General features: G+C 43.4%; 45 protein-coding genes and 1 pseudogene. 4 read left to right on the top strand and 42 right to left on the bottom strand.

The genetic code is table 11. From position 1 onward, the window contains the following. Position 1: 1 nt before the first annotated feature. From HP567_RS13040 to HP567_RS12935, 22 genes are all read right to left on the bottom strand, one after another. On the bottom strand, positions 2–1,024 hold the full coding sequence (locus tag HP567_RS13040; protein WP_173611594.1) for a minor capsid protein: 1,023 nt from the start codon (positions 1,022–1,024) through the stop codon (positions 2–4). A 20-nt stretch (positions 1,025–1,044) separates the two neighbouring features. Continuing rightward, on the bottom strand, positions 1,045–1,377 hold the full coding sequence (locus tag HP567_RS13035; protein WP_173611595.1) for a hypothetical protein: 333 nt from the start codon (positions 1,375–1,377) through the stop codon (positions 1,045–1,047). Further along, the gene (locus HP567_RS13030; RefSeq protein ID WP_173611596.1) at positions 1,374–2,879 is read right to left on the bottom strand and encodes a phage portal protein; all 1,506 of its coding nucleotides are present in this window, start codon (positions 2,877–2,879) and stop codon (positions 1,374–1,376) included. The genes HP567_RS13035 and HP567_RS13030 overlap by 4 nt, the downstream gene beginning before the upstream one ends. Positions 2,880–2,882: 3 nt before the next feature. Then, positions 2,883–4,169 carry a PBSX family phage terminase large subunit gene (locus HP567_RS13025; protein ID WP_173611597.1) on the bottom strand — a complete coding sequence of 429 codons (1,287 nt, stop codon included), beginning with the start codon at positions 4,167–4,169 and terminating at the stop codon, positions 2,883–2,885. Further along, complete coding sequence (gene terS, locus HP567_RS13020) at positions 4,166–4,954, bottom strand: phage terminase small subunit (protein ID WP_173611598.1); 789 nt, start codon at positions 4,952–4,954, stop codon at positions 4,166–4,168. The genes HP567_RS13025 and terS overlap by 4 nt, the downstream gene beginning before the upstream one ends. A gap of 335 nt (positions 4,955–5,289) precedes the next feature. Further along, a complete protein-coding gene (locus HP567_RS13015) occupies positions 5,290–5,565 on the bottom strand; it encodes a hypothetical protein (RefSeq protein ID WP_173611599.1) in 276 nt (91 codons plus the stop codon). Positions 5,566–5,747: 182 nt separating this feature from the next. Continuing rightward, positions 5,748–5,900: a hypothetical protein gene (locus tag HP567_RS13010; RefSeq protein WP_173611600.1), complete on the bottom strand. Its 153-nt coding sequence runs from the start codon at positions 5,898–5,900 to the stop codon at positions 5,748–5,750. A gap of 261 nt (positions 5,901–6,161) precedes the next feature. Next, positions 6,162–6,644, bottom strand: coding sequence for a hypothetical protein (locus tag HP567_RS13005; RefSeq protein ID WP_173611601.1), 483 nt, complete (start codon positions 6,642–6,644; stop codon positions 6,162–6,164). A 12-nt stretch (positions 6,645–6,656) separates the two neighbouring features. Continuing rightward, entirely contained in the window at positions 6,657–7,010 is a 354-nt protein-coding gene (locus HP567_RS13000) for a dATP/dGTP diphosphohydrolase domain-containing protein (RefSeq protein WP_173611602.1), read from the bottom strand. Positions 7,011–7,039: 29 nt separating this feature from the next. After that, the gene (locus HP567_RS12995; RefSeq protein ID WP_173611603.1) at positions 7,040–7,279 is read right to left on the bottom strand and encodes a DUF1653 domain-containing protein; all 240 of its coding nucleotides are present in this window, start codon (positions 7,277–7,279) and stop codon (positions 7,040–7,042) included. A gap of 45 nt (positions 7,280–7,324) precedes the next feature. Next, positions 7,325–7,567 carry a hypothetical protein gene (locus HP567_RS12990; RefSeq protein ID WP_173611604.1) on the bottom strand — a complete coding sequence of 81 codons (243 nt, stop codon included), beginning with the start codon at positions 7,565–7,567 and terminating at the stop codon, positions 7,325–7,327. Positions 7,568–7,697: 130 nt separating this feature from the next. Beyond that, positions 7,698–7,946: a hypothetical protein gene (locus tag HP567_RS12985; RefSeq protein WP_173611605.1), complete on the bottom strand. Its 249-nt coding sequence runs from the start codon at positions 7,944–7,946 to the stop codon at positions 7,698–7,700. A 16-nt stretch (positions 7,947–7,962) separates the two neighbouring features. Continuing rightward, positions 7,963–8,400 carry a hypothetical protein gene (locus tag HP567_RS12980; protein WP_173611606.1) on the bottom strand — a complete coding sequence of 146 codons (438 nt, stop codon included), beginning with the start codon at positions 8,398–8,400 and terminating at the stop codon, positions 7,963–7,965. Between the two features lie 26 nt (positions 8,401–8,426). Continuing rightward, entirely contained in the window at positions 8,427–8,597 is a 171-nt protein-coding gene (locus HP567_RS12975) for a hypothetical protein (protein ID WP_173611607.1), read from the bottom strand. A gap of 32 nt (positions 8,598–8,629) precedes the next feature. After that, a complete protein-coding gene (locus HP567_RS12970; protein ID WP_173611608.1) occupies positions 8,630–8,827 on the bottom strand; it encodes a hypothetical protein in 198 nt (65 codons plus the stop codon). Continuing rightward, entirely contained in the window at positions 8,827–9,252 is a 426-nt protein-coding gene (locus tag HP567_RS12965; protein WP_173611609.1) for a YopX family protein, read from the bottom strand. Before HP567_RS12965 ends, HP567_RS12970 begins: the two co-directional genes overlap by 1 nt. Next, on the bottom strand, positions 9,236–9,499 hold the full coding sequence (locus tag HP567_RS12960) for a hypothetical protein (RefSeq protein ID WP_173611610.1): 264 nt from the start codon (positions 9,497–9,499) through the stop codon (positions 9,236–9,238). Before HP567_RS12960 ends, HP567_RS12965 begins: the two co-directional genes overlap by 17 nt. Continuing rightward, on the bottom strand, positions 9,453–9,746 hold the full coding sequence (locus HP567_RS12955) for a DUF3850 domain-containing protein (protein ID WP_173611611.1): 294 nt from the start codon (positions 9,744–9,746) through the stop codon (positions 9,453–9,455). Before HP567_RS12955 ends, HP567_RS12960 begins: the two co-directional genes overlap by 47 nt. Then, positions 9,664–10,050 carry a hypothetical protein gene (locus HP567_RS12950; RefSeq protein ID WP_173611436.1) on the bottom strand — a complete coding sequence of 129 codons (387 nt, stop codon included), beginning with the start codon at positions 10,048–10,050 and terminating at the stop codon, positions 9,664–9,666. The genes HP567_RS12955 and HP567_RS12950 overlap by 83 nt, the downstream gene beginning before the upstream one ends. Before the next feature lie 39 nt (positions 10,051–10,089). Beyond that, positions 10,090–10,362: a hypothetical protein gene (locus HP567_RS12945; protein WP_173611612.1), complete on the bottom strand. Its 273-nt coding sequence runs from the start codon at positions 10,360–10,362 to the stop codon at positions 10,090–10,092. Positions 10,363–10,408: 46 nt separating this feature from the next. Then, entirely contained in the window at positions 10,409–10,603 is a 195-nt protein-coding gene (locus tag HP567_RS12940; RefSeq protein ID WP_173611613.1) for a hypothetical protein, read from the bottom strand. A gap of 35 nt (positions 10,604–10,638) precedes the next feature. Then, positions 10,639–10,920, bottom strand: coding sequence for a hypothetical protein (locus HP567_RS12935; protein ID WP_173611614.1), 282 nt, complete (start codon positions 10,918–10,920; stop codon positions 10,639–10,641). Positions 10,921–11,079: 159 nt separating this feature from the next. Here HP567_RS12935 and HP567_RS12930 point away from each other — a divergent pair, with 159 nt between their 5' ends. Then, complete coding sequence (locus tag HP567_RS12930) at positions 11,080–11,271, top strand: hypothetical protein (protein WP_173611615.1); 192 nt, start codon at positions 11,080–11,082, stop codon at positions 11,269–11,271. A 22-nt stretch (positions 11,272–11,293) separates the two neighbouring features. Here the strand turns inward: HP567_RS12930 and HP567_RS12925 are convergent, their stop codons facing one another. From HP567_RS12925 to HP567_RS12915, 3 genes and pseudogenes are all read right to left on the bottom strand, one after another. After that, complete coding sequence (locus HP567_RS12925) at positions 11,294–11,755, bottom strand: hypothetical protein (protein ID WP_173611616.1); 462 nt, start codon at positions 11,753–11,755, stop codon at positions 11,294–11,296. Between the two features lie 888 nt (positions 11,756–12,643). Then, a pseudogene (locus tag HP567_RS12920) lies at positions 12,644–13,279 on the bottom strand (DNA cytosine methyltransferase); the annotation flags it as partial. 42 nt (positions 13,280–13,321) lie between these two features. Then, positions 13,322–13,708 carry a hypothetical protein gene (locus HP567_RS12915; protein WP_173611618.1) on the bottom strand — a complete coding sequence of 129 codons (387 nt, stop codon included), beginning with the start codon at positions 13,706–13,708 and terminating at the stop codon, positions 13,322–13,324. An 82-nt stretch (positions 13,709–13,790) separates the two neighbouring features. On the opposite strand from HP567_RS12915, the gene HP567_RS12910 reads away from it, so the two are divergent. Further along, the gene (locus HP567_RS12910; protein WP_173611619.1) at positions 13,791–14,018 is read left to right on the top strand and encodes a hypothetical protein; all 228 of its coding nucleotides are present in this window, start codon (positions 13,791–13,793) and stop codon (positions 14,016–14,018) included. On the opposite strand, the gene HP567_RS12905 is transcribed toward HP567_RS12910, so the two are convergent. The 17 genes from HP567_RS12905 to HP567_RS12830 form a co-directional block, all read right to left on the bottom strand. Next, entirely contained in the window at positions 14,002–14,247 is a 246-nt protein-coding gene (locus tag HP567_RS12905; RefSeq protein WP_173611620.1) for a hypothetical protein, read from the bottom strand. The genes HP567_RS12910 and HP567_RS12905 overlap by 17 nt on opposite strands. Before the next feature lie 64 nt (positions 14,248–14,311). After that, positions 14,312–14,839 carry a dUTP diphosphatase gene (dut, locus tag HP567_RS12900; RefSeq protein ID WP_173611621.1) on the bottom strand — a complete coding sequence of 176 codons (528 nt, stop codon included), beginning with the start codon at positions 14,837–14,839 and terminating at the stop codon, positions 14,312–14,314. Next, complete coding sequence (locus HP567_RS12895; protein WP_173611622.1) at positions 14,836–15,267, bottom strand: RusA family crossover junction endodeoxyribonuclease; 432 nt, start codon at positions 15,265–15,267, stop codon at positions 14,836–14,838. The genes dut and HP567_RS12895 overlap by 4 nt, the downstream gene beginning before the upstream one ends. A gap of 340 nt (positions 15,268–15,607) precedes the next feature. Next, positions 15,608–15,808 (bottom strand): hypothetical protein, encoded by a 201-nt coding sequence (locus tag HP567_RS12890; protein ID WP_173611623.1) that lies wholly within the window; start codon positions 15,806–15,808, stop codon positions 15,608–15,610. Position 15,809: 1 nt separating this feature from the next. Further along, on the bottom strand, positions 15,810–16,631 hold the full coding sequence (locus tag HP567_RS12885; RefSeq protein ID WP_229088209.1) for a DnaA ATPase domain-containing protein: 822 nt from the start codon (positions 16,629–16,631) through the stop codon (positions 15,810–15,812). Next, entirely contained in the window at positions 16,564–17,415 is an 852-nt protein-coding gene (locus HP567_RS12880) for a DnaD domain-containing protein (RefSeq protein ID WP_173611624.1), read from the bottom strand. The genes HP567_RS12885 and HP567_RS12880 overlap by 68 nt, the downstream gene beginning before the upstream one ends. A 17-nt stretch (positions 17,416–17,432) precedes the next feature. Next, entirely contained in the window at positions 17,433–17,759 is a 327-nt protein-coding gene (locus HP567_RS12875) for a hypothetical protein (protein ID WP_173611625.1), read from the bottom strand. Next, complete coding sequence (locus HP567_RS29985; protein ID WP_173611626.1) at positions 17,746–18,084, bottom strand: HNH endonuclease; 339 nt, start codon at positions 18,082–18,084, stop codon at positions 17,746–17,748. The genes HP567_RS12875 and HP567_RS29985 overlap by 14 nt, the downstream gene beginning before the upstream one ends. 2 nt (positions 18,085–18,086) lie before the next feature. Beyond that, on the bottom strand, positions 18,087–18,686 hold the full coding sequence (locus HP567_RS12870; protein ID WP_173611627.1) for a hypothetical protein: 600 nt from the start codon (positions 18,684–18,686) through the stop codon (positions 18,087–18,089). Between the two features lie 8 nt (positions 18,687–18,694). Beyond that, positions 18,695–19,099, bottom strand: a complete 405-nt coding sequence (locus HP567_RS12865; RefSeq protein ID WP_173611628.1) for a single-stranded DNA-binding protein — start codon at positions 19,097–19,099, stop codon at positions 18,695–18,697. A gap of 3 nt (positions 19,100–19,102) precedes the next feature. Continuing rightward, entirely contained in the window at positions 19,103–19,675 is a 573-nt protein-coding gene (locus HP567_RS12860; RefSeq protein WP_173611629.1) for an ERF family protein, read from the bottom strand. 15 nt (positions 19,676–19,690) lie between these two features. Then, positions 19,691–19,945 carry a hypothetical protein gene (locus HP567_RS12855; protein WP_173611630.1) on the bottom strand — a complete coding sequence of 85 codons (255 nt, stop codon included), beginning with the start codon at positions 19,943–19,945 and terminating at the stop codon, positions 19,691–19,693. An 84-nt stretch (positions 19,946–20,029) separates the two neighbouring features. Then, positions 20,030–20,272: a hypothetical protein gene (locus tag HP567_RS12850; RefSeq protein ID WP_173611631.1), complete on the bottom strand. Its 243-nt coding sequence runs from the start codon at positions 20,270–20,272 to the stop codon at positions 20,030–20,032. Between the two features lie 225 nt (positions 20,273–20,497). Next, positions 20,498–20,995 carry a sigma-70 family RNA polymerase sigma factor gene (locus tag HP567_RS12845; protein WP_173611632.1) on the bottom strand — a complete coding sequence of 166 codons (498 nt, stop codon included), beginning with the start codon at positions 20,993–20,995 and terminating at the stop codon, positions 20,498–20,500. Positions 20,996–21,043: 48 nt separating this feature from the next. Further along, positions 21,044–21,757 (bottom strand): ORF6C domain-containing protein, encoded by a 714-nt coding sequence (locus HP567_RS12840; protein ID WP_173611633.1) that lies wholly within the window; start codon positions 21,755–21,757, stop codon positions 21,044–21,046. 79 nt (positions 21,758–21,836) lie between these two features. Beyond that, on the bottom strand, positions 21,837–22,052 hold the full coding sequence (locus HP567_RS12835) for a hypothetical protein (RefSeq protein WP_173611634.1): 216 nt from the start codon (positions 22,050–22,052) through the stop codon (positions 21,837–21,839). Positions 22,053–22,177: 125 nt separating this feature from the next. Then, positions 22,178–22,423, bottom strand: a complete 246-nt coding sequence (locus tag HP567_RS12830) for a helix-turn-helix transcriptional regulator (protein ID WP_173611635.1) — start codon at positions 22,421–22,423, stop codon at positions 22,178–22,180. Between the two features lie 101 nt (positions 22,424–22,524). On the opposite strand from HP567_RS12830, the gene HP567_RS12825 reads away from it, so the two are divergent. Together HP567_RS12825 and HP567_RS12820 are read left to right on the top strand one after the other, a co-directional pair. Then, positions 22,525–23,169, top strand: coding sequence for a LexA family protein (locus HP567_RS12825; protein WP_229088008.1), 645 nt, complete (start codon positions 22,525–22,527; stop codon positions 23,167–23,169). A gap of 8 nt (positions 23,170–23,177) precedes the next feature. Next, complete coding sequence (locus tag HP567_RS12820; RefSeq protein ID WP_173611636.1) at positions 23,178–24,746, top strand: recombinase family protein; 1,569 nt, start codon at positions 23,178–23,180, stop codon at positions 24,744–24,746. Positions 24,747–24,762: the final 16 nt, after the last annotated feature.

The following is a 24,762-nucleotide window of genomic DNA, read 5'->3' as shown; positions in this document are numbered from 1 at the left end:
ATCATCCCTTTGCGTATTTTTCTAGCCATTCACGATAGGAAAGGTTTCCCGTCACCATATAACTACCTCTCGAGTCTCGAGCAATCCGTTCCCCTGGGTTAATCTCATCATCAAAGTAAGGAACCGTTGTTGATCGACAATTAGCGTGCAATGGTGGGAAGTTTACGCCTATTTCCTTATCCGCCAGAGTGAATACCTCGTTATCCATGGACCTACAAATCGAGCTTGTACGACTATCCAATGTTGCTAAGAACTCATATTTCTGTACCACGCCAGACTCTTTATAGCCAGCAAATGACGCCTCATTTTGGATATGGCTAGCTTCTGTCCTCACTAAACGTTGCGCGGCTCTGTAGCCCACTCCCATTCGTTCGGCGATGACCTTTGCTGTATAGTCACTGCTGTCACCTCGAATGAGGGATTGGCTAAACAGCGTCTGTAGTTGTTGAACCAGTTTGGAGTTGTCTTTCCAGATTCGCTTTGAAAAGTTCTCCTCAAGCCACGGTTGCCTAACAATCTTTTGGACATCGCCTACTTTGGCAAACGTTGTACCCATTCCCAGGCCCTTTTGAATCTCGAAAATTGTCCGGTAATAGGTGTCCGTGTAGATATCACCAAGCAGTTCTGTCATTTGCTCATTCTGTTTCATGTTCACTGACTGTATGGCAGCCTCGATCTGAATTTGCAGAGCTTGCAGTCGTGTTACTCGGACTTTGTAGTATACGTTGTTGAGGATTTGTGTCCAACGTCCGTCTGGATTGTTCTTAGCAAGATCCGTAAACTCTTCCAGGCTCATTTTGAACTCATTGAGTTGGTCGCTGTTTAGTAGCTTGCGTGCCTCAGCCAAGTCTATTTCGTTATTGGTTGCGAACCTTTGATAAAACACTTCAATATCACGCTGTATAGAGGTCATGGCGCGGTCGTATTCACGTTTTAACGTTGAGCCAATATATTTGTCCGTCTTTTTGAACTGTTCGTTATGAAGCTGCTCTGAGCGTTTCTGCCAATAGGTTTGTGGTTTCATATGGCATCATCTCGTTTCGATTAATACATGGATCGCCCAAGTTTCATTGCCTCTTCAACATTCATCCCAAGTTTACGAACGTTTTCATAAATAATTGCAGGGTCTACATCTGTGGTTTTTTGAACGTGAACATTAACGGTGGGCTGATGATCAACTGGACGCTTACATGATTTTGCCCTAGCCTTTGCCTTCAATCGTTCGGCTCCGACAACTGATTCACAATGATGCAACAGTGTAGATGCTGCGATTGCTCTAGCTACTGGACCAGAAGTCGAACTCCCCATAATGTCTTGTAAAACAATCGCTGCTTCATTAGCGACCTCAATGTATTTATTTACATCAACATTGCTCATTCTTCTCCCTCGCCTTCTGTAGAACCATCCAGATTATCGCCTGGAAGTCCAGCATATGTGTCTAACTCTTGCATCGATCGTTCCTTTTCTTCTTCCTTACGTTTCTTTTCAGCATTAACATCTGTCACATAAGGATGGTTTGCTAACAAGGTTTCGTCTGAAAGAAGACCAACACTGTTTTTGATATCTTCGATTACTTGCGTCTCATTAATCATGATGTCACGGTTGAATATGAAGTCCACTTGTTCGGCGCTGTAATCAACCTTTGTTGTGTTGTACAAATGCATGTTAATGAACCATAACAATTGCTCCAATGATGCCTGAAACTCTGTCTCCATCATATTTGCGTCCATGTCCAGATCGGCATACAGGAACTTCAGAGCCACGCCTGACTTATCTCCGCCAAAGTTCTCGGATGTTGTATCTACGCCGCGTCCGAACTCGTAAATGTCCTTCCTAGCAATTTCCATGTGCGTTTTGTATGCTTCTGTGTCGATATCGATTGATACTGAATCAAGACCGCCATCACCTTCAGTAAATACTGTCCGGTAGACCGAAATGTTCTTTCTAAATTCACCAGCGTCTGTTCCGTTGTAGTTCTTTACAACAAAAAGGCTGTTTGGCAGGTCTTCTAGGTTGTTGCTGTTGTCGCTCTTGTTGCGGTCATAGTCATCAACAAGTGACTTGATTAACTCAACAAGTGGCTGTTCTTCTTCGTTGTACTTGAACGGGATGAACGGGATACGTTGCCAGTTTAGTGCTGCTGGTTCTTCCTGCCCTTCTACATCCATAAACAAATGTGATCCAGCCTCGCCAGCCTCTATATCCGGCTGAATTCCGATCCCATCATAAACGTATCGTTTAACGCCGTTTGTGTCCCACCACTCTGCCTTAGTCACCGTTTTACGCTGTGTACCCTCGAATACAACGACATCATACACGCGAATAATGGCATCTAAGACCGTGTGAGCTTCGTCTCTCCAAAGAGGTATGATTTCCTCGCTGCACATCTTTTTGAAGCTAAGATTCCCGTTTTCATCGTAATAGACATGCATCCAACCGATGCCTTTGTTTACCGCCTCTTTGCCAGTTGATTGCAGCCTGCGCATCATCGCTTTGTCAAAGAAACCGTTTAGCAACTTAGCGTATTCATCTTTGTCAGTCTGTACACTCAAAGGTTTACCTAGCAGATAGCCAACTTTTTGATCGACCAGTTTACGCACAAAAGCATTGGCAAGCTTGTTATTGGCAAGGTTTGCTACAGGCTCTAAAGCGCCACTTTCGCCTACTGCCATCCTTTGCCGTTCTAAGATGTCTGTCTTGTTGCGGTAATATCGTTCCCCAGTCAACATCCATTTGCGTTTCTGCGACGATTTCCACTCGCTGACTTCTTGGTTGATAATCTGTTCAATGCTCATAGCTGACAGCCTGCCCTTTATGAGGATGCTGTCTATATGCTCTTGAGGGTTGTAATCGAAAATGTTTGGATCAAGAAAACCCATGCTTTACCTCCTTCCTTCAGGGAACCAGACGGAACCACCCTTAAGGTCCGCAACCTCGTAATCATCGAGTGCATACCAGATCGCTGAGAATGTATGCGGGTCGATGTTAAACTCGTCTGGAATGATGTTGCCATTTTTGTCTGTGGCGTATGTGAGATTCTTCAATTCCCTAATGACGTTCTTACATTCATCAGAGCAAATGATCTTTTTGAATCGTTTCACTTTCCTTGTGTACTGCAATCGAGAGCCTTGAAACTTCTTAGCTGCCTTTATGTTGAATCCTTTTTGCCTAAAGTACTGAATAGTCTTCGGTTCTGCACTGTCAGCTTTGATCAGCTCATACGTTTTTTTAAACTCTGCGATTTCTTCTGCTGTGATATCGTCAGTCGTTTTATTCTTGTAGTACTCCCAGAAGATGTAGAGTATCTTGTTGTCATGATCGATCGCCAGCCGTACCAGAGCGTTATACGACTCCTCAAAACCAAAGTCCATACCGTTCCGTTTGATTGGTGATCTGAGCGTCCTGATTGCATCCATAACCACGTTATGAGACTTCACTTCGAACTGAGGTATCACTTTTACTCCATTAACGCCAAAACGACCTTTCCGAGCAATCCGGTAAAGGTCTGGGTCGTACTCTTTTAGTTCCTCTAACTGTTCAACGTAAGAAGCAGGCAAGAATAAGTTATCATCAGCCGTAGAGTGATGATAGTACGTGTCACCAACAACAATCGTTCGCTTTTCATACAAATCATCGTCATCCAGGATAAAACGGTCATTCTCAACATCCTTGAAGAAATGCTTAAACGACCAATTATCCTCGCCGACTGGATTCGTCGAAAGAAGCATGTGCAGCTTTAAATCCGGATGCCGCAAGCGCCCAATAAGCTCTTTAAATCCAGCGTATTTTACTTCTGAACACTCTTCTATCCAGATGATTGATACATTATTGATCGACTTTAGCTTTGCGGGCTTATCCATTCCTTTGAAGATGATCTTACTACCGTTTGGGAATCGAATTTGCATAGGTGATGTCGGGCATTTGATTTTATGCTCCAGCCCTAGATCAATGATTATCTCTTCAAGCAACGAAAAGCACGATTCCCTGATGGTTTCATAAACCTCACGGATAACCAGCGCAGTCCGTTTTTCTTCGAGTAACTTTAGAACCAGTTTTAGAGCAATGTGATAACTCTTAGATGATCCATAGCCACCGACCAGAAATTGAAACTTCTGATTCCAATCAAATAGAAAGTCTTCAAAGTGTGGGTTTACCTCTTTTTCGATCATGAGGAATCACCCTTACGCTTGATGACTATTTCGATTGGTTTGTCATCGTCTCGACTTGCCTTCTGTTCAATAAGGGCTATTTCACCTTTCAATTTCTCGACCCTGAGTTGCTGTTCTTCTGTCGCCAGCCCCTTGTTGCACATTTCCTCATACTGTTTGATCAATGATTGAAGTGTAGCCATTGCGCGTGATTGAGCATTGAGGAAGGTTGCTTGTTTATCCCAAGCGTGCTGATACTCCCATTCCTTCTCGTCTCCGAACTCAAGTGGTTTAAGCTTCTTCAATACTTTGGTTTCATCCTGCTGGTCACGGACAAACATGATCTGCTGCGCCCGGATAATCGCCGTATACTGAATGACAATGTTGTCCCAGAGCATGTCGAGCGGAGAGCGCGTTTCTAACTCCTCCATGATCTCCAGTGCTTCATCTGGGAAGTACTTGCGAAAAAAACCGTGAGTCACAGCGTTACTGTTCCCGAGAGGCGCAGACCCGCCTGAATTACCAACAGCGTATTTGTTACCTTTTGGCGCTCCTGGTCCTCCCCGATTACCAACCGCGTTTTTATTGCCAATCTGCCCTCCAGAGCGTTTATTGGTAACGTTACCTTTGTCATCAGTAACGTTACTTTTGCTACCCAACTTCCACGCGTCTTGGTTCTTCCATTTGCGAACCTGAGAGTCCGAAACTCCAAGAGCATGAGCTATATCCTTTAACGGAAGCGTCCCTTGGCTATCGTTCCATAGATCGAACGCCTTTTGTCGATTAGGGCTCCTTTCCCTTGCCACTACATATCACCTCACCGCCCTATTTAAAAATGACGAGTCCTTGACTGCATAAAACATGCATAAAGACCCTGAACAAGTTAACATAATAGTCCCTATCGGACTCAGCTAACAAAACGAAAACCACCCGAAAACGTTATGTTTTCAAGGTGTGATTAAAATTGCTTCCTTTTTATCTCGAGATGCATTTTTATACAACCTCGATATATCAATGTTTTTCTTTATTTCCCGAGTCGCATATTGCATAAAAAACTGCATAAACAGCATTACTTTTTTACAGCTTTCCTTCGTTAACATAGTGTTTGTTTTGCAAAAGAAAAAAGCACCGCGTGGGTGCTTTACAGGTATGGAGGTTTATCTTGTACTTTTCGAGGCTCGTCGTTCACCTCTTCTAACGAAGCTATGTGACTTGGATTTAATGCGAATCCCATAAAGTAAACCATCCCATTAATTAAAGAACCATCTTTATGAGTAAGGAAGTTTTCGTTAAGCCGCTCAATACCATATGGCACCAAATACTCTTTGCCATTGCTTAAATAGATTCTTGTTTTCAATAAAACCCCTCCTTTTCCACATCCTTCGACAACAAGGGAGGGTTTTCCTGTTGGTTTCACACTAAATACCCCATTTGCTTCGGCGTGAGGTTGCCGCCACGATCCAATCCTTTCACCACTGTGGTCGCGGTTGCCCGAGGTAGAACGGGTATGAGCTGCACATGGTGTTTATGATCATGGATGATCGCAACCAGGATTGGAGTATTCAAAAGAGAGGCTTACGAAACAAGATTGAAAGCGCGTTAGATTTGCACTGATACAGAATCAACACGGGTTGAGTTCCCATCTTTGACGAAATTTACAGCAGCATCTTCCCCGACTCGCATGCCTGTCTTCGAGAAAACATGAATCTTGATTGCCATTTCTATCTCTTCTCGTGTCAACTTGATTTCCATACCATCGCCCACCTTTAAATCAATATTGTTTCTTAAGCCCCTAGTCATTTATAATGCTCGTCCGCGCCTTCTTTCTTGCCGATTACGTGGCTGAAGCCCATTACATGGAGCCATACGTCTGAGAAATTTTAATAACCATTTCACCAGTCTCACCTCCAATAAAAAAACCGCCCATTTCTGAGCGGCTTTACTCGACCGGGATATCCCCGATCCCTCGTTTCATATCAGTTGCAAAAACAAACCTTTACCTCGACCTGTAACCTAGTTTACACTAGAAAATTTATGCTGTATGTGGCATCGATGTGGCATCTTTTGAATTCTGCTGGATACTCTTCGGATATGATCGTAGCTATATCCCAACTTATCAGCAATCTCGTGCAACTTCATATTCAATTTGTCTCGCATAAATGCAACTTTGTATTCAAGACCGTCCATTTGCGCCAAAATACTGTCCAGTTTACTCAGCGTCTCTCGCTTTGCCTTTAGTTGCTCATCCACCTGTTGAATCATAGTATCAATCTTATTCATTCGTTCCACGATCCGATCCAAAGTATATGGAACGAAATTCGACTGCACCTGATCCTTTGAATAGTCAACCGCGCCCATTCCTTTTGGTGCTGTTGAATTCATGCTCTTCAGAAGAAATCGCCTTTCTGTGAGTAGGTCATTCATCCTGGCTTCCAACATATTGATTTCTGCTACCAGTTCGCTATAGGTGTGACCAAAGTTATCTATCACAGTCAAGCTATCCCCTCCCTATTGTTCCTGCCGAGCAGGGATGTTCTGCATTTGCGGCATTGTTTCTTCAAGGTGCATGGCACAATTGAGATTCCAAGCTGCTGCCGCCAAATGGTCCTCTTGAGTATCGCCAGCCATGTATTGGAAGATGTGCCTCAAAGCGCTGTCCATAAACTCGCTGATCGGCATACCTTTTTCCCAATTGCGTCCATCGCCGTATTTGATTTCACCCAACTCGCTTCTTTGTGCTATTCGGCGTATTGCTACAGGCGAGAGCAAATCATACCTACCTTTACCTGAAGCTCGATCTCGTTTTGCCCCAGTTTCAAACGTTTTGTGTTGTCCGTCATCTCGGATTCCAGCAGGCATCATTGTTCCCACCCCTTCACCGGATCGTCAATTTACTGAGCCAGTTCAAATCGATATTTTTGACCTGTCGGATTCTCCTTGCCTTCCTCAACCTCTGAAAGAAACATTTCCAACGGCCTAACCCACATTTCGTTGTCGCCGTATAATGCGTGGTATACTACCATCAATTCATTTGTTTCGGAGTGTTCAGCCAAACCCACTACGTAGTAAAGGTTTCCTTTGTAGTGTCTATACAGCGAATGTTGTTGAAGCTGGAATTGTAGGTCTCTCATCTGTTTTCCCTCCATTCTTATCACACGAAATATTTTGTTAAGTGATTAAGCCAACAACCCTCTCTTTTTAGCCTGCTCCTCAAGCCATTTATACCTGTCGGCTTCCCACTTCATGTACTCCTGTCTATTCCATTCAATCCATTCTTCGCGTTCTTTCACTCGTCCTCTGCATTTAAAGCAGATGGCAAATCCAAGAATAGTTACGCTGCCGTATTTGACTTTCATTGTCTTGGATCGGCTGCTAATAAATCCACATTCCAAACATTCGTATCGTTTTGGAGCCTTCATGAACTTCCCCTCCTTATCACCTTCATCCGCTTGGGAATAAACAGCGTTACTGGTCCTAAACACACCATTGTTACATCAGAGCCGAATGCCAAGCCCCATAGAAAAACGTTCCGCCAATCAAATGACTGTCTCATTGATCGTTATGCTTTACGTACTTTTTACCGTAATCTGTGTGCCTAACAACGATCTCCAAATCCCCGGATTCGGCATAGTAAGCGAAGTCACGATAATATGCGCGATTGTAGTCCATGGATTCGACTTCAAGAACAGTACCTTTCGCAACCATGAATGTTTCATCTTCTTCGTCTATGAATTCCATGTCCTGCAAAAGAACTAGTTTATCACCGATCTGTAGTGGCAAATGCTCAAAGCTAGACATTTCTAACTCCTCCTCATCACAATTTCTCTTGCTCTATGCGCTTGCGCCGCTGCACGAAGTAGTTCTCCAAATCTTCTGCAAGCTCGTCCCGTTCTTCTGAAGATAAATCGGTTTGCTGTCTGATCCACTCGCTTATTGGTTTGGGAGTTGCTACCTGCGAGCAATCATCAACTATCCTAAATCCTTGCCTCTTGTATATCTCCAGTGCTCCTGGTGGTGCATAGCGTGCAGATGACCATTTGTTTTGATCAATCTCTTTTTTATTCGCTTCTGCGAAATATGCAAATCCAAACGTATCTACCGCAAACACCATATAATCGGCAGGCTGTTTCTGTGATTCGCATTTTGGATTCGGACAACTAGCAGCTACGTATTCAATCCGTTCGCCGTTTTGCTGGTATTGCTCATGCCAGAAAAACAAACCGCAGCATGGGCAGTAATGTTCACGCTTCACATTCTCACCTCATCACAATTTCTCGTTTAATCTGGAACAACTTCTCTTTTTTCGTGCGCCACGATTTTTATGTCCACCAAAGGATTGCTTGTCTTAGCAAACATTTTGATCATTTCAATTTCAGTTTTGATTTGATCCTCAAACTCGTTGAGTGGAACGTTTTTTGTATCAGTGGTTAGAAACTTCACTTTTTTCACAGTCCGTCCTCCTCATCACAATTTCTCTTATGTTAAATATCCTTTTGCTTTGCTAAATGAGCATCCATTGCTTGTTTTCTAATATGCTCGTGTTGTTCATCTGTGATATTTTGAATGATGCATTTCTTACCGTTCAACATACCAATTACAGCTTCGTTTTCCTGAATCTTGTTCCATTCAAGATACTCATCGTTTATTATCGCCCTATCAAATTTCAGGGTCAGCTCCATTAGTTGCCCACCTCCAGCAGCTCAGGATTGTCGTAGATGTTTCCGATCCTCTTGGTTCCTTCCGCCCACCAATGACCAGAATCGCACTCTAATATTTCTGTCAACCAAAGGAATCCATCAGGAAGGCTGTCGGCTACAAACATTGGAGCGCATCCTTCAATTTTGACCTTGCAGATATGTGTGTGTCCTTCGTATAAGACTTCTGCAATGTCCCCATCGTAGAATTCTTCCCCCTGGTCTTGATCATCGTGTACTCCGGTGAATTGCAATAAATCTACTTCGTTAAACCGGTAGTATGCAGTGTCGCCAGTACCAGACATGTCCAGTTCTACTTCGTTTATAGAGAAATCAATTGCAACCACATCGACTACCCATTTTACTGAGTGAACAAACGCCCGGTATTTTACCTCACGTCTTGCTTGCATCAGATTCACCTTCCCCAGCGTTATGACTTGCAATCAGCCCTGTAATCGTTCCGTCCGTCCCTTCAGCTACCCATTCATCGCAGGAATCACTTGGGCCAGTATCTCGCCAGCCTGCTTCACTCATCTGACCGTTCTTCCAACAGCCTCCTCCGATTAACCAATGCCCGCAGCTCCAGCAGTTCTCGCCCTGGGCATTATCTTCATCTACCTGAAAACCCTGGTGTGTTTCCTCGGTTACTGCTTGCATCCCGTTCCCCTCCACTCATTGACAGCATCACTACTCCTGGTTGTAACCATGCTTGTCCTTCCAGTACATGGGTGACAGTCCTCGTCTCAACCTCGCCGGTGTACTCGGCTGCTTCTGGATCGTATTCCCGCAGCACCAGCACATCCCCAGGCTGATAGTTCCGATCATTCAGCCGCAGCTCGGCGGTTTTTATGCCTGCGCGTACGTCTGCGAAGTGCTTGGGCCATGTTTTCAGCTCGTGTAACATGTGACACATCCATTGGCTTCCAGTTAATCGGAGATTGAGTTTTTATCAGTTTCGCCCGTCGTATATACTCATCCATGTGACTTTGCGTTTTTTCTTTGATGTCATCAATAAACTTCATGGTTGGTTTCATTAGTTGATTCGTACCGATGTGGCAACCGCACAATCCATCTGTAATTTGATCGTCGTGAAAATAAAACTTATATCCATCGATTTCGAAAGCTACCATCGCCAACACTTCCCTAACCCGTACATGCCCGGTTCTCAGGTTTTTCATATGGACGAATATTTTCTCTACATCCGGCATTCCATTCTCCTCCTTCTCACAAGTAATGTTTTGTTAAGATCACTCAAGCCCCACAACCACTTGAGGCGTATCCCCGTATTCTTTTTCCTTGTAGATTTCCATAAGCGTCTTGTGCTCGGGCCATCCAATGCATGATACTTCAACGTTATGATCTGGTGATAACACTTCGATCTCGTCAAGGTCTTCAATGCAGCAGTCGTACTCCTTCTGTACTTCCATCAGGTAGTACCCCACTGCCTCGTATTTGTTGCTGGCGATTATCACTTTCTTATCGAGACCATCGCAAAAAGAAATCTTGAAGAATTCTCTCATCGGACACCCTCCAGTTTTTCAACATGGCTATTTTGAATTTCTGCGATTACAAAATCGACTTGATTACGAAGTATAAGCCTGCCAATTGAAGTCCTATCAAGACAAAAGATACTACCATAGCCTCGACTGTCGCCCATCTCAACTTCCACCATTGCATCGTAAACAAATTCCAGATTACATGTATGACAACCGCCCACGGCGCCACGATGAAGGTGAACCACAAAGGGAAGTTCCATCCCATACCTTCGCCTCCTATTTATCAAATCGATTGGTTTGTTAATCTGCCAAGTCCTCGATTTCCACTAGACCGGATGTCATCAAATCGAACAATGGCGTAAGATCGAACATATTATGGAGGCCTGACTCCTTAGCCAAACACAAGATATCTACGTGACCACTGATGGTACTAACCGTAATCCTGAAATCGCCCTTTTGAACGTAATAATTGTTCAAGTGATAATAGGTGTCGCCCTTTTCGCAATTGGCTTGGTCTTCCTCAAATCCGAAAGCAAATAGTTTATCCAGCCCGATGCCTTTTTTTAGCTTAACGGTTTTCATGACTTCCCCTCCTGCTTTACAAATCGTGTGTTGTGTTTCCTATTCATTGACAACCTGATTGCCGCCCTCCAAAATGGTAATATGTGTGGATTCAGATTAGGAGAGAGCAGACATGCTCTTTCGCTCTTCCCTAAATTATCGAAAGGAGTGAAGATAAAAATGGATTTAGATAACTACAAACTCATTTGGACAACCGGAAAAGAAAATTATGTTTTAGTCAAGATGGATGGTCGTTATTTTGTTTGTAACCGTGTTACAAATACACTTTTGTTGATTGAAGATGAAGATCTGCATGACGCGATTGTCAACGAAATGTTAAAAAATCAGTGCGAGATAGTAGAAGAGAGTTAGACTCAATTACCGTTTTGATAAACTACTCCTTCCACCAAGCCACGCATGGAAATGATTTAACGTCATGCACCCATTCGCGGACGGTTGTGGTTTCGTACGGAGTCCCCCTCAATGCTTCCACCTGAACTGATTTATCCATTGGGTAGTCGCTTACCTCATATGCAGCCCAGTCTTCTTCGCTAATCCTTGTCGTCTGCTTGTACCACGCTACGACAGATTCTTTGTCATAGCCCACTACAACCTCATATCGATCTGGACCAATGGCGAAAGCTTTCAAATTCTTCGTTTTTTCATTAACAATGGAATCAAGCCAATTGGTGATGTCGTTACTCAATTTTCCATTGGTTGTGACTTCGGCATATTTACGGAGTGCTGCTACTGCTGCCCCGTCTATATCTGGACGAAGAACAAAGCAGTTGTTTACCAGCTCCCCATTGTCCACTTTGCGCACATCATATTTCACGATCAGACCTTTATTTTCCATCGTTTTTTCCTCCCCAATTTCTTGTACTCCGCTGCCTTCGCAATACAAGCACATTTCATGCTGGTCAAAAGAGCCCCTTCCGTTGCAAGCGTGGCACTTCACCATTTAAACCCGCCTTTCCTTAATAACTAATAAGTTAAATTCAGTTCGATGATATTACCTTTATCAATGGTTCCGGTGTCTTCGAAAAGTCACCGACTATTCGAGGTTTTATACTTCCAGTTGGACCAATCACATAACCATCGCATTCGGGTGAGTCGCATTTAACGCCGTACTTGTTAGACCATCGACTTACATCGTACTCTTTGTTGCATGCCCAGCAGTAAGCAAATACCTGCATTGACCGCCCACCTCCTTGCCTTAATACACAGTTTGTATCCATGACTCACTTTGAAACTTTCGACTGCTTGTAGAGCATGTTCCAGCAAGTTTTACAAACCCATCGTTTGTCGTTCTGCATTGGGGATTTCCATAGTTCATACCGCTCACGCGTGCAAGGTTCACGTTCACACTTCGATTTAACTGCCGTGGAACCCATTGTGTTCACCTCTCTTTTTCAAAATGAGCATTTTGTTAAACTGCATCGTGAATCTGCTTTATTCCCCAAAGGATCGGCAGCACTTGAACCGGATTCACCGCGTTCCCTAAAGACTTTAAACGCGCCTCTCGGACCTTTCCCTTCATGCCAGTTATCACCCTGGATGGCTCCCAATCATACTGTTCTAATCCCATTGTTGCAGGCCATCTAAATCGGTCCAGCCAATCGGAAATCCCATCAAGGTTTCCACCCATTCTGGATTGAGCTGCCCTTGATTTCCCTGTCTCAGTTTGACAGTGGTCGCCAAATCTACGCTGTGACTGTTCCCGTTTTTGCACTTCCGCCTGCCATTCTCCGTTAGTTCGATATTTTTCCGTCCTGTCGTCTCCATCGCCGTTGGAGTAGGCCAAAATCCTTTCTTCCAATTCGCTATGTCTGTTCGTAGCGATCGGCCCTGTCCACCGCCGTGACTTCCTACCGCATCTGCCGCGCTTGGAGTGGCCCACAACGAAGACCCTTTTCCTTTGGTGCGGGGCACCGACGGCTGCAGCTGGAATAACAAACGCCCTTGTGGTGTAACCCGCCTTGTCCAGGTCAGCAAGCACAGTGTCGAGCCCCAAAGTAACGTGACCATCAACATTTTCTCCAAGGACCCAAGTGGGCCTGAGCTCTCTGATAAGCCTAAGCATTTCTGGCCAGAGGTGACGGTCGTCTTCTTCGCCAAGTCGTTGCCCGGCATTACTGAAAGGCTGGCAAGGGTATCCTCCGCAAATAATGTCAATTGTTCGCTCATCCCCTATGACCCCCTTTTCAATGAGCTGCTGTGTATCGATCGTTCTAACATCATCAAAGATTGGCACTCCAGGCCAATGCTTTTGCAAAACCTTCTGGCAAAACGGCTCAATCTCACAGAACGCTACCGTTTCAATGCCGGCCCAATGAGCTGCTAAATCAATCCCGCCGATCCCAGCGAATAACGACAGCATCCTCATGCACTTCACCGCCTATTTAACATAATTGAGCTTGTGTTAAGCTGCCTTCCGTTGCCTATTTTTCTTAGAGTAGTAAAGCTGCCTATTTCTCTTCCGCGCTTGTTTGGCTATCCTGATCTGCTTTGTAAACTCGTTGCGAATTTGATTCACTTCTTTTTCATCTGCGTTGTAACCGTAATACCCTTCCCATTTGCCAGCGGCCACAATATGTTCGCCATAGCAGAAATAATCCCGGTAGTCACATACCTCACATATGTAGCCACCTTCTACTTCGCCCCAGTAATCTTCATGGTAGCTGTGTCGATAGAGAGCTTTGTTGCAGCATGGGCAACGGTAAGGTTTGTTTTCTTTGCGATCTGCACGTTTCAAAAGAGTATCCAGAGATTTACGATTGTGAATTTTCCATTTCCGTTTCAGCCTCATATGTTGATGCACCCCCTAATAAAGAAATGCTATTTTTGTCCCTCTTCCCTGCGTTATGATCAGGTAAAGGAGTGTGTTTCGAATGGAAAAGTCGTTTTACTATTCAGTGCAGTGGTCAGATATTGGCTATTTGAAAGAAACTCTACAAGCTATCGAGATACCTTTTGTGATTGAGCAACCATCTGACAAGTTGGTTCTTGATGAAGGCTCCGTTGCTTTTGTTTTTCCTGATATGCATGTTAGGGTGTATCGCCATGTTCATGAGCTATTTGGCAGCCATGGGAAGGCTTATCCTAAATCTTCTGTTTGATCGTATAATCCACCCAAGCATCAAAGCTCTTGTGACGTTCTATCTCAGCAACCACAGATTGCAGCTTTGCAATCCTTGCGGGACCAAATCCGAATTCTTGGCGCAGCGCTTCATATACGATGCTTTTTGCTTGTTCTGCTGTTTCAGAAGCTGCTTTTTGCAGGTTGCTGACATCAACCGGACGCATCGTCTTGTTGTTGTTAATAGGAGGTTTCTTATGCCCTTTCATTGGCTTCCCCCCCTCATCTCTTCACGAATGACTTTCCTTTGCCATTCCATCCACTCTTTTGGCGTCATGCTCTCACCCCCGAGCTGCCAAAAGCACCTGCTCCCCGTTCAGTTTCGTCAAGCTCGTCCACTACTTCAAATTGCGCGATAGGGACGATGGCAATTACTCCTTGGGCGATCCTGTCTCCCTTGCGGATGATGTATGTGCCTCTGTCGTGCTCCCTGCCGATAGCATCCTTTCCATCAACGAACACAATCTCTCCCGCAACCATCCCTTGTTTCAATTGACTGATGTTGTCCATGATTACAGAGACTTCACCTCGATATCCAGCGTCTACAGTTCCCGGGGAGTTAGACACACGCAACTTTGTTTTAGCGGCTACTCCCGAGCGATTTCTTACTTGCAACTCGTAGCCTTCTGGCAAAGAAAACGCCAATCCAGTCCGAATCTTCGCTGTTTCCCCTGGCAGAATAACCACATCCTCGACTGCCACTAAATCAAATCCAGCATCCATTGGTCTTGCATATTGCGGCACTACTGCATCTGAATGCAGCTTTTTGATCTTCACATTAACCTGCTTCACTTCACTCATCCCGTTTGCCCCCTCAGTTCGGTAACATATAGTTCAATCCGCGGTTCGAATCCATACACTTTTGTTGCTTCTACAGAAACAATTTGTTTGTCATCTAACCAAACAACTTTGTTTAATGCATCTGTGCAGCCTTTGATCAGGTTGTCCAAGTCAGGAGTACTTGTGTGGGGTTTATCCAAAGCATCCCAGCGTTTCTTTTTGCTCCAACTAGCCGGGATTGGCATTATGAACACAATCTTTAGGGCCAGTGCCGTAGTTAGCTTTGCCGTGCCTCGCATTTGGTCCAGTGCAGAATGGGCGATTATCAATTTGTAATCCCTGTATCTAATGGCCCGTTCATCTACATATTGTTGTCTCCGCGTTGTCCGTACTGCTCCCATCGGATCGATACTGAATAGGAATTTCTTTGCCGCGCTATCTTTTGTCATTTTTGCGGTTTCCCTCCACCTTTCTTCCAATTGTTGACCCTGGACAAATTGCTCGACCCTCTGATCCAGTCACTTACTGCTTTTGGAATGATTGTGATTGGTGGTCCCTTCTTTCCCATACTCATCCCTCACATTCAAATTGTTATATGAATCTTGAAATGAATCTCTAGGATGCTCCGTAATCGACTGTTCGCTCGTATCCGTGTATTCAGTCGATTCTAATTCTTTCGTTGAAATTTACCCTGTTTCCGTTCGTCTGGCAGCGTGTTAGCAGTATCGGAAGTATGTCTTCACTGGTCGCTTTGCGTATGACCCCAATTTGGTTGTCTTTCTGTCCTCTTTACGTTTTAAGTCCCGGCGCAATGATTGCTTGTTTGATTTCATCCAGGCTTACACCCCCGTGTTTGAGTCCTGATAAATCATGAGTTGGTGCGACTAACATTTCGTCTTCGCCTTGGAGAACAATAAACTCTTCTGGCAAGACCGTGCTGCGGGCTAAGTCAACGACTGTGTACGGCTTCCCGTGATATTCAATTTGCATGTCATTCCTCCCCTATCAGGCGATAATTCAATTCAAATGGATTTCCAGATACTTCTACGGTGTAGTCCTTGCACATTTGTACCAACCTGGAACCAATCCCCTCGTCAACCTTTACGATTTTCTCAAATGACCACTCGGACGATAGCATGATAGGCTTTTTCTCTAAGTAACGATAGTTCACGATTCCGAATAACTGCTCTAACTGAAATGCTGTTGGGCCACCGCGACCATGCTCGTCCATCGGTCTACCCTTGAACAAGTCATCTATGAATAGCAGCTCACTTTCCTTGAGCATGTTCACGCGCTTGTTCAGCAAGTCGAGATCGTCTTTTATTTCGTTCCAACCTTCTACCCAAGGGAAGTAAGTTACAGGTACATTCTTCTGATGCATCAAATTATTGCAAGCAGCCATGAGCAAATGAGTTTTTCCTACTCCTGGATTGCCGAGGAACGCAATTGAATTTCTCCGTTCTTTTCGTATCTTCTCGAAGTTCAAGGTGTAGCTCTTAGCTACTTGTAAAAGTTCTTTTGCAATGTCCGCCCGTCCATCCAAGATAAAGTTTTTAAATCCTTTTTCTTTGAATTCCTCAGTGATCTTGCTGGCTGCTAAGGTGCGCTTTTGTAGATAGCATGTGCACCATTCCCAACTCTCGCATTTTATTTGTCTCGTTTCAGTGATCCATTCGCCATTGACTGATTTGGTAAAGTTTTTGTCCTCATACCAAGTTCGCAACATCCCTTGTGCTCCATTGCATTTAGAACAACCCGTCTTGTTCGGCTGGATCGAAGTCTCGTTTTTTGGTTGGGACTTTGAAGCCGTCAAACGGGCTTGTTCCGCCCTTGCTTGGATTCGCTCCAGAACCTTGTCTAGTCCCTCCATGTTGCGCGCCTCCTTTTACAGCCTTCTTACGTTCGTATTCAGCTTGTTCTGCCATTGCTGCTTCGATAGTTTTGATTCCGTTTCGATGCCAACTCATCAAAATGGATTCAACGTAATTCCATGATCGTTTATTTGCTTTTATCGATCTGCTCATGGCTTCGATAATCATTTCGGTTGGCAACTCTGTTTCCCAAGCTATGATATCTTGTTGAACCATCGATGGGATTGATCCTCCAAAGTTCAGCTCGTAGAACAGGAAGGGGTTACTATCTGCATCTGCATGAATATCTTTTTTATTACCATTGTTATCATTATTACCATTATTGTTTGTGTCCTTTTGCTGTCCTTTTGCTGTCCTTTTCGTGTCCTCTGAGCTGTCCTTTCTGCTGTCCACATCCGAGGATTCTGATTGGTAAAAGCCCCAATTTACAACGGTTATGACGCTAAATTTGCTGTCCGTCTTGATGTCCAAGCAGCCGTCCTTTTTTAAGAAGTCTATATTATTTCGGACAGTTGACTCAGGCATGCCTAATTCTCTTGCAGCCGCCTTTCTTCCGTATACAAATTGCCCTGGAAGAAGCTTCACTTTTTGCTTACCCACCATCTGTTCATGCTCTTTGTGGCTGGCTTTCAGAAGGCACCATGCAAATGTTTTGAATAGCTTTTCGTTTTGGAAAACCGGACTGTCAAGTATTTTTCTGTGGAGCGATACCCACCCATGTAACACCACCTACCACCTTCTTTTTACATCTCATCCTGTCTTCTATAGATGCTCTGCAACCCACTCAATTCAGCCTGGAGCGCTTTAGATGACTCCGAAGCAGACTTGAACAACGATTCTGCCAAATCACGTTTAAACTTCAGTTCGGCTACATTTCCACGAGCAACATCAGTTATTAGTGTCGCTGGCAAACCCTCAGCTCGTAGCTTCAACATTTCTTGTCGTAATGCAATTCGGTAATCACGTTCGGCACTGGCATACTCCTTTGCTTGAACATGTAGCTGGCGCGGAACACCGTCTAAGCGCGTAGCTACGTTTCGAATCGCGGCAACGATATCAACCAGATCCATGGCTCCTCCTTATGGACCGTCTTTTTGGATACAAACCTTTCAAATACTCCCCAATTCGTTCTCTTACCACCTTGCTGCTATGCGCCAATTCGTGGCAGCTGACGCATAGCATAACTAGGTTGTCTTCTGTGCCTTTCCCGAGCTGCGATCTATAAACGTGATGGTGGCATTGTAGGCTGTCTCCACGAGCGCACAAGATGCATTGTCCGTTGTCGCGTTCGAAAACCTTGGCATAGGTTTGTGGCTTAATACGGCCCTGTTCCTTGCGTTTAGGAGCACGCCGTTTGTGGTCAGGTTTCGGCGCAGCGTTAACTTGATTGAACATAGTCAGCTCACTCCTCGAAAGAAGTCATCATATGTTTTAACAAGGTCCCAGCGATTAACATAAGCGTTCCACTTGCTTTCCCGCCCTACGCAAAGGGTTACAACATTAAGAACATGGCTTGGGATAATGAAGATTCTTTCAAATTGTTCGCTTTCATCTAGCGCGATTAGAACGTACAGATCGCAGGTCTGTTTGACTTTGTGGATTGAGAAGGTGTGAACTCTTGACTCACCACGTAACATATGAGGATTCGCAACCTTTACATCTACCTTTAAATGCCCATTTACAAGTAGGTCATATGGATATTTGGTGCTCATTCTCTCTACTGAATATCCTTGTTGGAGCAGCATATCCTTTGCTTTAGATTCGTAAGCTTGTCCAGTTCTTGTTTCACACGCTTTGAGTTTCAATCCCAATTCATTGGCCCATCCAGAATATCGTTTGGTCTTAGAAATTTTGCAATGAAGATCGTTTCTACCTATTGAGACAAGCTCTTGAGCTGTTGGCATCCGCTCAATCGCAAGAATTATCATGCACTCGAGAATCTCTTCTTTTACACGCTCTTCAGTCCAAACTCGTCCATAACCTGAGCTTTTCAACATATATCACCTCAAAATGGCAATGAATCGGAATCAATATTGATTGGCTTTCCAGCATTTGCGAAAGGATCTCCAAACGGATCGCTCATTTCTGGTTGTTCTTTCTTCTCTTTACTGCCAATAAACTCAACATTTGATGCTACAACTTCAAGTACATAACGCCTTTGACCATCCTTCTCATATGATCTCTGACTCAACCTTCCTTCGATGGCAACTTGCCGTCCTTTGTCACCAGCATATTGAGCTGTGTTTTCAGCGACTTTACCCCACATCACAATCGGAATGTAGCTTGTATGTTTGTTGTCTCCGTATCCATCACTGACGGCGAGGTTTCCACTTGCCACCTCTTTTCCGTTTGGTGTATAACGCATCTCAACACCCTGCGCCCATCGACCAATTAGAATGACAGTATTCATGCATTACGCCCCTTTTTGTTTCAACAGTTTTGTGAGATACGTGTCCATTTGTGCATCTGTATATCCAGCTTGTTTCTGTTGCTGATACCACTCATCAAATCCTTCAAGTGAACCTTTGCCTTGTTGCCATTTTGCTTTCAATACAGCTTCTTTTGAATTGTTTACATTTGGTTGTGCTGGAGGTGTGCTGGCATCGTTGCCGTCATCGTCTTCACCAGTGTTCAAAGAGAGAAATGCGGATAGTTGATATCGTCTGCCATATGTTGTGGCACTCCCTATTCCCTGCGGGTCCTTCTTAGCTGGAATCAACGTCAATGCCTCACTTTGAATCCACTCACCACTCTCATGCATCAGCACTGTGGTCATGGTCAGCTTTTCGCCATCGCCACCAGGGAATTGCAAAATGGATAATCCGTTCTTGTGAAGTAAAGGTCTAATTTCATCAACAATTTGATCCAAGGAGGCATATTTATTGCGGAAATGTGGATTTGCAGAGTCTTTCGCAATCTTCGATACCTCGCCGTTAAATTTAACCAGTGCTTTTGAAAGTTCGACAATTGAATCGCTTTTATTCAATTTATTAGCCTCCTATCAATAAACCAGTTTTTTCTTCCAGGCTTCGGGGTACTCATCTTGAGAAGGTTCTGCTGGCCTCCGCGGGATATTCAAGTCTCTGTCAGGCCACAACGGATATGCTTCTGGATTTTCGCCACGGTCTGCTGCTTCTTTGTCCAGCATCTTCTTTATTTGCTCCATGCATCTTTCGTGTCCATCAAATCTATGCGTACCATGCATTAGAGTTACAGATTGACGGGCATATTCACCGCATAAATCGCATGTATTCATAGTAAGTACTCCTAATATCGAGTTACATCGTGCCCCTACCTCTACACAATCGTTACAGCTCCACAGACTGCGCCACGCTCGATGTCAGCAAACTCCCATTAGAGCTGAACTGTTTGACTGTTCTTCCAGTTCGGCGATTTCTGAAAGCCTATATTGAATCTCGTCATCTAAATCGTGCATACGCTTTTCGGCACGTTCAGCTTTATTTTTGTGCAGCAGATATTCGTCGGAATGTTGATTCCATTCGGACTTCGCTTCATCCCTCAATGTAGTGAGATTGTCTATCTCCTTTTGGAGTTCTCTAATACGGATGTTGGACGGATTCATGATTGACCCCCGTTCGACATTCGGTTAAAATAAGGTTCGGGTATATTGAGGTTTTGCAGTCTGTTACGAGCAGACTGCTTTTTTCTTTTATTCGCTTACTCAGTTCACGCGTAATCTTCACACAGCTTTCATGCAACCGCATATCACCTTCTGTCTTTGCGGTCATCATGAGTTGCTGGTAATAAGCTAGGTCCCTACGGATGTCCCGTCCGAACGGCTTGTCCATTACGCCATCAACTTCTTTCTCATAGCTTTTATGCGTTGATGTACCCGTTGTGGAGTAATCCCCATTTTTCTTCCTATTTGAAGATGAGTTAACCCAGAAAGAAGATAGTTTGTAATGATTGGTTCAATTCGTAGCGCCTCTCGTATCCTCTCCTGATTCATCACCTCCTCCTCTAATGAGTGTTGAGCAGGAATGACCTCTATAAGTAATGCTCCTGTTTCCTTAACTTTTTGATCGATCCGAACCGTCCGAACTTTGCTTCGGTTATTTCGTTTATAATAATCAAGAGCGCGATTTAATTCGGATCTTATTAAGACAACCGCATAAGTTGAGAACTTATAATTTAGCGACGGATCAAACTTCTTAATTGCTTTCATTAAACCCATGCACCCAATTTGAAACAGATCATCTTCGTCCATATCGTATGGCGGCGTATAGTTGAAATGTTTGATTGTGTGTCTGACCAGGTTGAGGTGATCGGCTATCTCGATGTTCATTTTAAAAACCCCACTTTCTTTAAAATGTTTGATCACTTCATTACTGCTTTAACTGGCAAATGTAAGCTGCTGATTTGCTTCCTCTACCTCGCGTAAAAGCTTTCCTTGTGGAGACCACTGTTTGAGATACTCCTTTGCTCTGTCGCAATCTTTAAGTGCTGTATCCCTGTATGATCCAACATTGAAGTATTCCTTGTAGTCACTCCAGATGGAACTGAATAGCTTGTCCCGTAATGGCTTGTTTTGATATGCAGGCGTTTCTTTACCGCCGACGATTGTGAGGATTTGATTTTTTGCTACCTTCTGCAAGGACAACTGCTGTCCGTAGTCGATGGTCATGTTATCCTCAAGCTTTTCGACGCGGGTTTCGATTTCTTGAGTCTTTTTGTCAATGGTGAAGATTGCTTGCAACTCTCTGCTGAGTCCGAGGTATGGGTTAGCCACTTGACGTTCCATTTCTTCGAACTTTGTGACATAAGCTGCTGTGAAGAGGACGCCTTTTTCGCCAGTCATTTTATTTGCAACCATGTCACAACCTTTGCGGGTGAGAAGATAGCACTTGTACTGTTTTCCAGTTCCAGAATAGTAACTACTTTCAATGAAAAAGTGGTCAGAACTCATATTTGAGTTTTGATTTAAAATGGCGACATAGCCATCAATGTCTCGGAGCAGATTGTTATGTTGCTTTCCAGTCATTTCTGCAACTTCCCGACTATCCACCAGTAGTTGTCCGTTTTGTTGAATGACTTGTAATTGATTCACACTTCCATCTCCTCTCAAGCTTGTCCATCGTGGCGACTCCAAAGAGTCGCTTTCTTATTCCCAAAAACAGAATTATCTATCAACTGATTTCCTTGATCTTCCTTCTGGCTTCTTCCTTAAGTATTTGGATGCCCTCTGCCCTAATTTCATCCATGATTTTTTCTCTTTCTTCCGGGGTTTTAACCATACAGGAGTCATCAATAAAAACAGTGGTTTCACCAAAGCGATATACAGCAGCAAATTTTCCGTTGTATTTCTCCATCACTGCATCACCTCGATTTAACATATGCAGCACTGATTGTCCCCCTTTCTGATAATTTAATTATCAACTAAGGCATGACAAAGAAACTTTTTTACAAAAAGTTGCAAAAGTACTTATTGACGATAATCAACATATCACCTATAATTCGTTATAGATAATTAAATTATCGCTTTTGAATTATTTGGGGTGGAATGAATCTTAGCGAAGTAATCCGAAAACAACTCTTCAACGGTTGAATCAAGGATGGATGCAAGTAGGAACATAGTGTCTCTGCCAGGAGTAAATGTTCCGTTTTCGATCATTCGAATATAAACTGTAGACTTGTCAGCCAAACTTGCCAGTTTCGCTTGTGTTAAGCCTTTCATCTTACGCTTGTCTCTAAAGGCTGACCTTACCTGTGCCATTTATTTCCCTCCCTTCTTAGTTCAGATTATATTTGATAATTAGATTATCGTCAATATGTTTCTGATATTTTATTTATCACATTTGATAGGTGGTTTTTGTAATGCTTTTAGGTAAAGTTATTGCTGAGTTGAGGAACAAGAAGGGGTTAACCCAAGATCAGATGGCTGATATTTTGGGAATTAAGAGAGCACGGTACAACTCTTGGGAAAACAATTTCGCGAAACCAGACATTGAAATGGTTAGCAAGCTAGCTGATCATCATAAAGTCTCTGTTGATTACCTTTTAGGCAGACAAGACTACTATCAAAATGTTGATAATGATCAAAACGGTATTTACCCCGAAGAACTTTGCACTGGCGTTCCGCTTGTTGGGATAATATGTGCAGGTGATGGTTTGCTCGCACAACAAAACATTGAACAGTTTGTTCAGTACCCTTTGCAAAATAATAAGCGTCCAGATTTCGCGTTGCGGGTACAAGGACAATCAATGCAAAATGCTGGTATAGATGATGGTGACATAGTATTTATGAGGAAAGCAAAATGGGCTGAATACAACGGCCAAATTGTAGCAGCAATCATAAATGGTGAAGTCGGTACTTTAAAGCGAATAAAATGGTCTGTAGAACAACCTTTTATTACATTGATTCCAGAAAATGATGATTACGCATCTGTTAAAGCATTGCCAAATGATGTTGTTATTTGCGGAGTTTATGCAGGACACTTCAAACCAGAAAAAGAACAGTAGGTGATCTGATGGTTGGACATTTAGAAGGTGGAGAGTACTGGATATACCTTCGTAAATCTCGTGCTGATTTAGAAGCTGAAGCTCGTGGAGACGGAGAAACACTAGCTAAACACAAAAAAGCGCTATTGAAACTAGCAAAGGACTATATGATTAGTATTACAGAAGTGTTTGAAGAAATCGCTTCAGGTGAAAGTATCATTCACCGTGATGCTATGTTAAAAATGTTGAATTTATTAGAAGAAAAAAAGCCTAAGGGCGTTCTTGTTATGGATTTAGATCGCTTGGGCCGTGGGAATATGCAAGAACAAGGGTTAATATTGGAGACTTTCCGAACAGCAAACACAAAAATCATCACGCCTCGTAAAATTTATGATCTCAATAACGAGTTTGATGAGGAGTACAGTGAGTTTGAAGCCTTTATGGCTAGAAAGGAGTTAAAGATAATTACCCGTCGCTTACAAAGCGGTCGTATACGTTCTGTTGAGGAAGGAAATTACATCGGTACCCGTCCGCCATACGGGTATAACATCTTTTATGATGAAAAAGGCAGTCGTTACTTGGTTCCTAATGAAGAGCAAGCCAATACAGTAAAAATGATATTCGATTGGTACACACATCAGGCGCCTGAAAAGAGAATTGGCAGCCGAAAAATAGCGAATAATTTAAATCAGTTACAAATTCCTTCATATACTGGAAAACAATGGGATGCTTCAACGATTATCAACATTTTAAAAAATGCTGTATATATTGGAAAAATACAATGGAAAAAGAAAAAAACTAAAAAGTCTACAGAACCAGGAAAAAGAAGAAGTGTTGCGTCTCTTCCTAAAACCGAGTGGATAACAGTAAATGGCAAACACGATCCAATTATAGATGAACATGTTTATAACAAAGCACAAGAAATACTTGCTGGAAAATATCACATTCCCTATCATTTGGAAAACGGTAAGCCGAAAATTTCTACTTCACTAGCTGGTTTAGTAAAGTGCGGAAAATGCGGGGCTACAATGGTGTACAGGCCATACACTGGCCAAGCTGCACATTTAATTTGCACAACCAAATCATGCAATAACAAAAGCGCTCGATATGAATATGTTGAAAACCGTTTGCTTCAAGCATTGGATAAATGGCTCCATGATCTTCAAGTCAAATTAGAAGATACTGATCATATTAGTGAAAATCATGAGCTAGAATACAAAAAAGGCGCCTTGATTTCTCTTGAACGAGAGATGAAAGAACTGGCATCTCAGAAAGAAAAGTTATTCGATCTTTTAGAAAGGGGCATCTATGATGAGGCAACATTCCTTGAAAGATCAAAGCGGATATCAGAAAGAATTTCGGAGACGAATGAAGCAATACTACAAACTAAACAGTTAATAGAACATGAGAATAATTTGATAGAAACACAGGAGAAGATAATCCCAGAAGTTCAAACAGTGGTGAGTTTAATAAAACGTACCGAAGATCCGCTAAAGAAGAACTCTCTTTTGAAGAAAATTATCAGTCACGCGGTTTACACTAAAGAACAACATCAGCAAGGAAATGCTTTCTCTTTGGTACTGTTACCACGCATTTAGTTTATCCTACACGTCT

Source organism: Brevibacillus sp. M2.1A (genome assembly GCF_013284355.2).
Classification (GTDB): Bacteria; Bacillota; Bacilli; order Brevibacillales; family Brevibacillaceae; genus Brevibacillus.
Note: the sequence above shows the minus strand (reverse complement) of the source record. Positions and strands in the feature narration are given on the sequence as shown.

What these genes read in the sequence shown, in the direction of transcription:
- HP567_RS13040 (WP_173611594.1), bottom strand. Translation starts at nt 1,024, where the DNA reads ATGAAACCACAAACCTATTGGCAGAAACGCTCAGAGCAGCTTCATAAC.
- HP567_RS13035 (WP_173611595.1), bottom strand. Translation starts at nt 1,377, where the DNA reads ATGAGCAATGTTGATGTAAATAAATACATTGAGGTCGCTAATGAAGCA.
- HP567_RS13030 (WP_173611596.1), bottom strand. Translation starts at nt 2,879, where the DNA reads ATGGGTTTTCTTGATCCAAACATTTTCGATTACAACCCTCAAGAGCAT.
- HP567_RS13025 (WP_173611597.1), bottom strand. Translation starts at nt 4,169, where the DNA reads ATGATCGAAAAAGAGGTAAACCCACACTTTGAAGACTTTCTATTTGAT.
- HP567_RS13010 (WP_173611600.1), bottom strand. Translation starts at nt 5,900, where the DNA reads ATGGAAATCAAGTTGACACGAGAAGAGATAGAAATGGCAATCAAGATT.
- HP567_RS13000 (WP_173611602.1), bottom strand. Translation starts at nt 7,010, where the DNA reads ATGATGCCTGCTGGAATCCGAGATGACGGACAACACAAAACGTTTGAA.
- HP567_RS12995 (WP_173611603.1), bottom strand. Translation starts at nt 7,279, where the DNA reads ATGAGAGACCTACAATTCCAGCTTCAACAACATTCGCTGTATAGACAC.
- HP567_RS12990 (WP_173611604.1), bottom strand. Translation starts at nt 7,567, where the DNA reads ATGAAGGCTCCAAAACGATACGAATGTTTGGAATGTGGATTTATTAGC.
- HP567_RS12985 (WP_173611605.1), bottom strand. Translation starts at nt 7,946, where the DNA reads ATGTCTAGCTTTGAGCATTTGCCACTACAGATCGGTGATAAACTAGTT.
- HP567_RS12970 (WP_173611608.1), bottom strand. Translation starts at nt 8,827, where the DNA reads ATGGAGCTGACCCTGAAATTTGATAGGGCGATAATAAACGATGAGTAT.
- HP567_RS12965 (WP_173611609.1), bottom strand. Translation starts at nt 9,252, where the DNA reads ATGCAAGCAAGACGTGAGGTAAAATACCGGGCGTTTGTTCACTCAGTA.
- HP567_RS12960 (WP_173611610.1), bottom strand. Translation starts at nt 9,499, where the DNA reads ATGCAAGCAGTAACCGAGGAAACACACCAGGGTTTTCAGGTAGATGAA.
- HP567_RS12955 (WP_173611611.1), bottom strand. Translation starts at nt 9,746, where the DNA reads ATGTTACACGAGCTGAAAACATGGCCCAAGCACTTCGCAGACGTACGC.
- HP567_RS12950 (WP_173611436.1), bottom strand. Translation starts at nt 10,050, where the DNA reads ATGCCGGATGTAGAGAAAATATTCGTCCATATGAAAAACCTGAGAACC.
- HP567_RS12945 (WP_173611612.1), bottom strand. Translation starts at nt 10,362, where the DNA reads ATGAGAGAATTCTTCAAGATTTCTTTTTGCGATGGTCTCGATAAGAAA.
- HP567_RS12940 (WP_173611613.1), bottom strand. Translation starts at nt 10,603, where the DNA reads ATGGGATGGAACTTCCCTTTGTGGTTCACCTTCATCGTGGCGCCGTGG.
- HP567_RS12935 (WP_173611614.1), bottom strand. Translation starts at nt 10,920, where the DNA reads ATGAAAACCGTTAAGCTAAAAAAAGGCATCGGGCTGGATAAACTATTT.
- HP567_RS12930 (WP_173611615.1), top strand. Translation starts at nt 11,080, where the DNA reads ATGGATTTAGATAACTACAAACTCATTTGGACAACCGGAAAAGAAAAT.
- HP567_RS12925 (WP_173611616.1), bottom strand. Translation starts at nt 11,755, where the DNA reads ATGGAAAATAAAGGTCTGATCGTGAAATATGATGTGCGCAAAGTGGAC.
- HP567_RS12915 (WP_173611618.1), bottom strand. Translation starts at nt 13,708, where the DNA reads ATGAGGCTGAAACGGAAATGGAAAATTCACAATCGTAAATCTCTGGAT.
- HP567_RS12910 (WP_173611619.1), top strand. Translation starts at nt 13,791, where the DNA reads ATGGAAAAGTCGTTTTACTATTCAGTGCAGTGGTCAGATATTGGCTAT.
- HP567_RS12905 (WP_173611620.1), bottom strand. Translation starts at nt 14,247, where the DNA reads ATGAAAGGGCATAAGAAACCTCCTATTAACAACAACAAGACGATGCGT.
- dut (WP_173611621.1), bottom strand. Translation starts at nt 14,839, where the DNA reads ATGAGTGAAGTGAAGCAGGTTAATGTGAAGATCAAAAAGCTGCATTCA.
- HP567_RS12895 (WP_173611622.1), bottom strand. Translation starts at nt 15,267, where the DNA reads ATGACAAAAGATAGCGCGGCAAAGAAATTCCTATTCAGTATCGATCCG.
- HP567_RS12890 (WP_173611623.1), bottom strand. Translation starts at nt 15,808, where the DNA reads ATGCAAATTGAATATCACGGGAAGCCGTACACAGTCGTTGACTTAGCC.
- HP567_RS12875 (WP_173611625.1), bottom strand. Translation starts at nt 17,759, where the DNA reads ATGGATCTGGTTGATATCGTTGCCGCGATTCGAAACGTAGCTACGCGC.
- HP567_RS29985 (WP_173611626.1), bottom strand. Translation starts at nt 18,084, where the DNA reads ATGTTCAATCAAGTTAACGCTGCGCCGAAACCTGACCACAAACGGCGT.
- HP567_RS12870 (WP_173611627.1), bottom strand. Translation starts at nt 18,686, where the DNA reads ATGTTGAAAAGCTCAGGTTATGGACGAGTTTGGACTGAAGAGCGTGTA.
- HP567_RS12865 (WP_173611628.1), bottom strand. Translation starts at nt 19,099, where the DNA reads ATGAATACTGTCATTCTAATTGGTCGATGGGCGCAGGGTGTTGAGATG.
- HP567_RS12855 (WP_173611630.1), bottom strand. Translation starts at nt 19,945, where the DNA reads ATGAATACATGCGATTTATGCGGTGAATATGCCCGTCAATCTGTAACT.
- HP567_RS12850 (WP_173611631.1), bottom strand. Translation starts at nt 20,272, where the DNA reads ATGAATCCGTCCAACATCCGTATTAGAGAACTCCAAAAGGAGATAGAC.
- HP567_RS12845 (WP_173611632.1), bottom strand. Translation starts at nt 20,995, where the DNA reads ATGAACATCGAGATAGCCGATCACCTCAACCTGGTCAGACACACAATC.
- HP567_RS12830 (WP_173611635.1), bottom strand. Translation starts at nt 22,423, where the DNA reads ATGGCACAGGTAAGGTCAGCCTTTAGAGACAAGCGTAAGATGAAAGGC.
- HP567_RS12825 (WP_229088008.1), top strand. Translation starts at nt 22,525, where the DNA reads ATGCTTTTAGGTAAAGTTATTGCTGAGTTGAGGAACAAGAAGGGGTTA.
- HP567_RS12820 (WP_173611636.1), top strand. Translation starts at nt 23,178, where the DNA reads ATGGTTGGACATTTAGAAGGTGGAGAGTACTGGATATACCTTCGTAAA.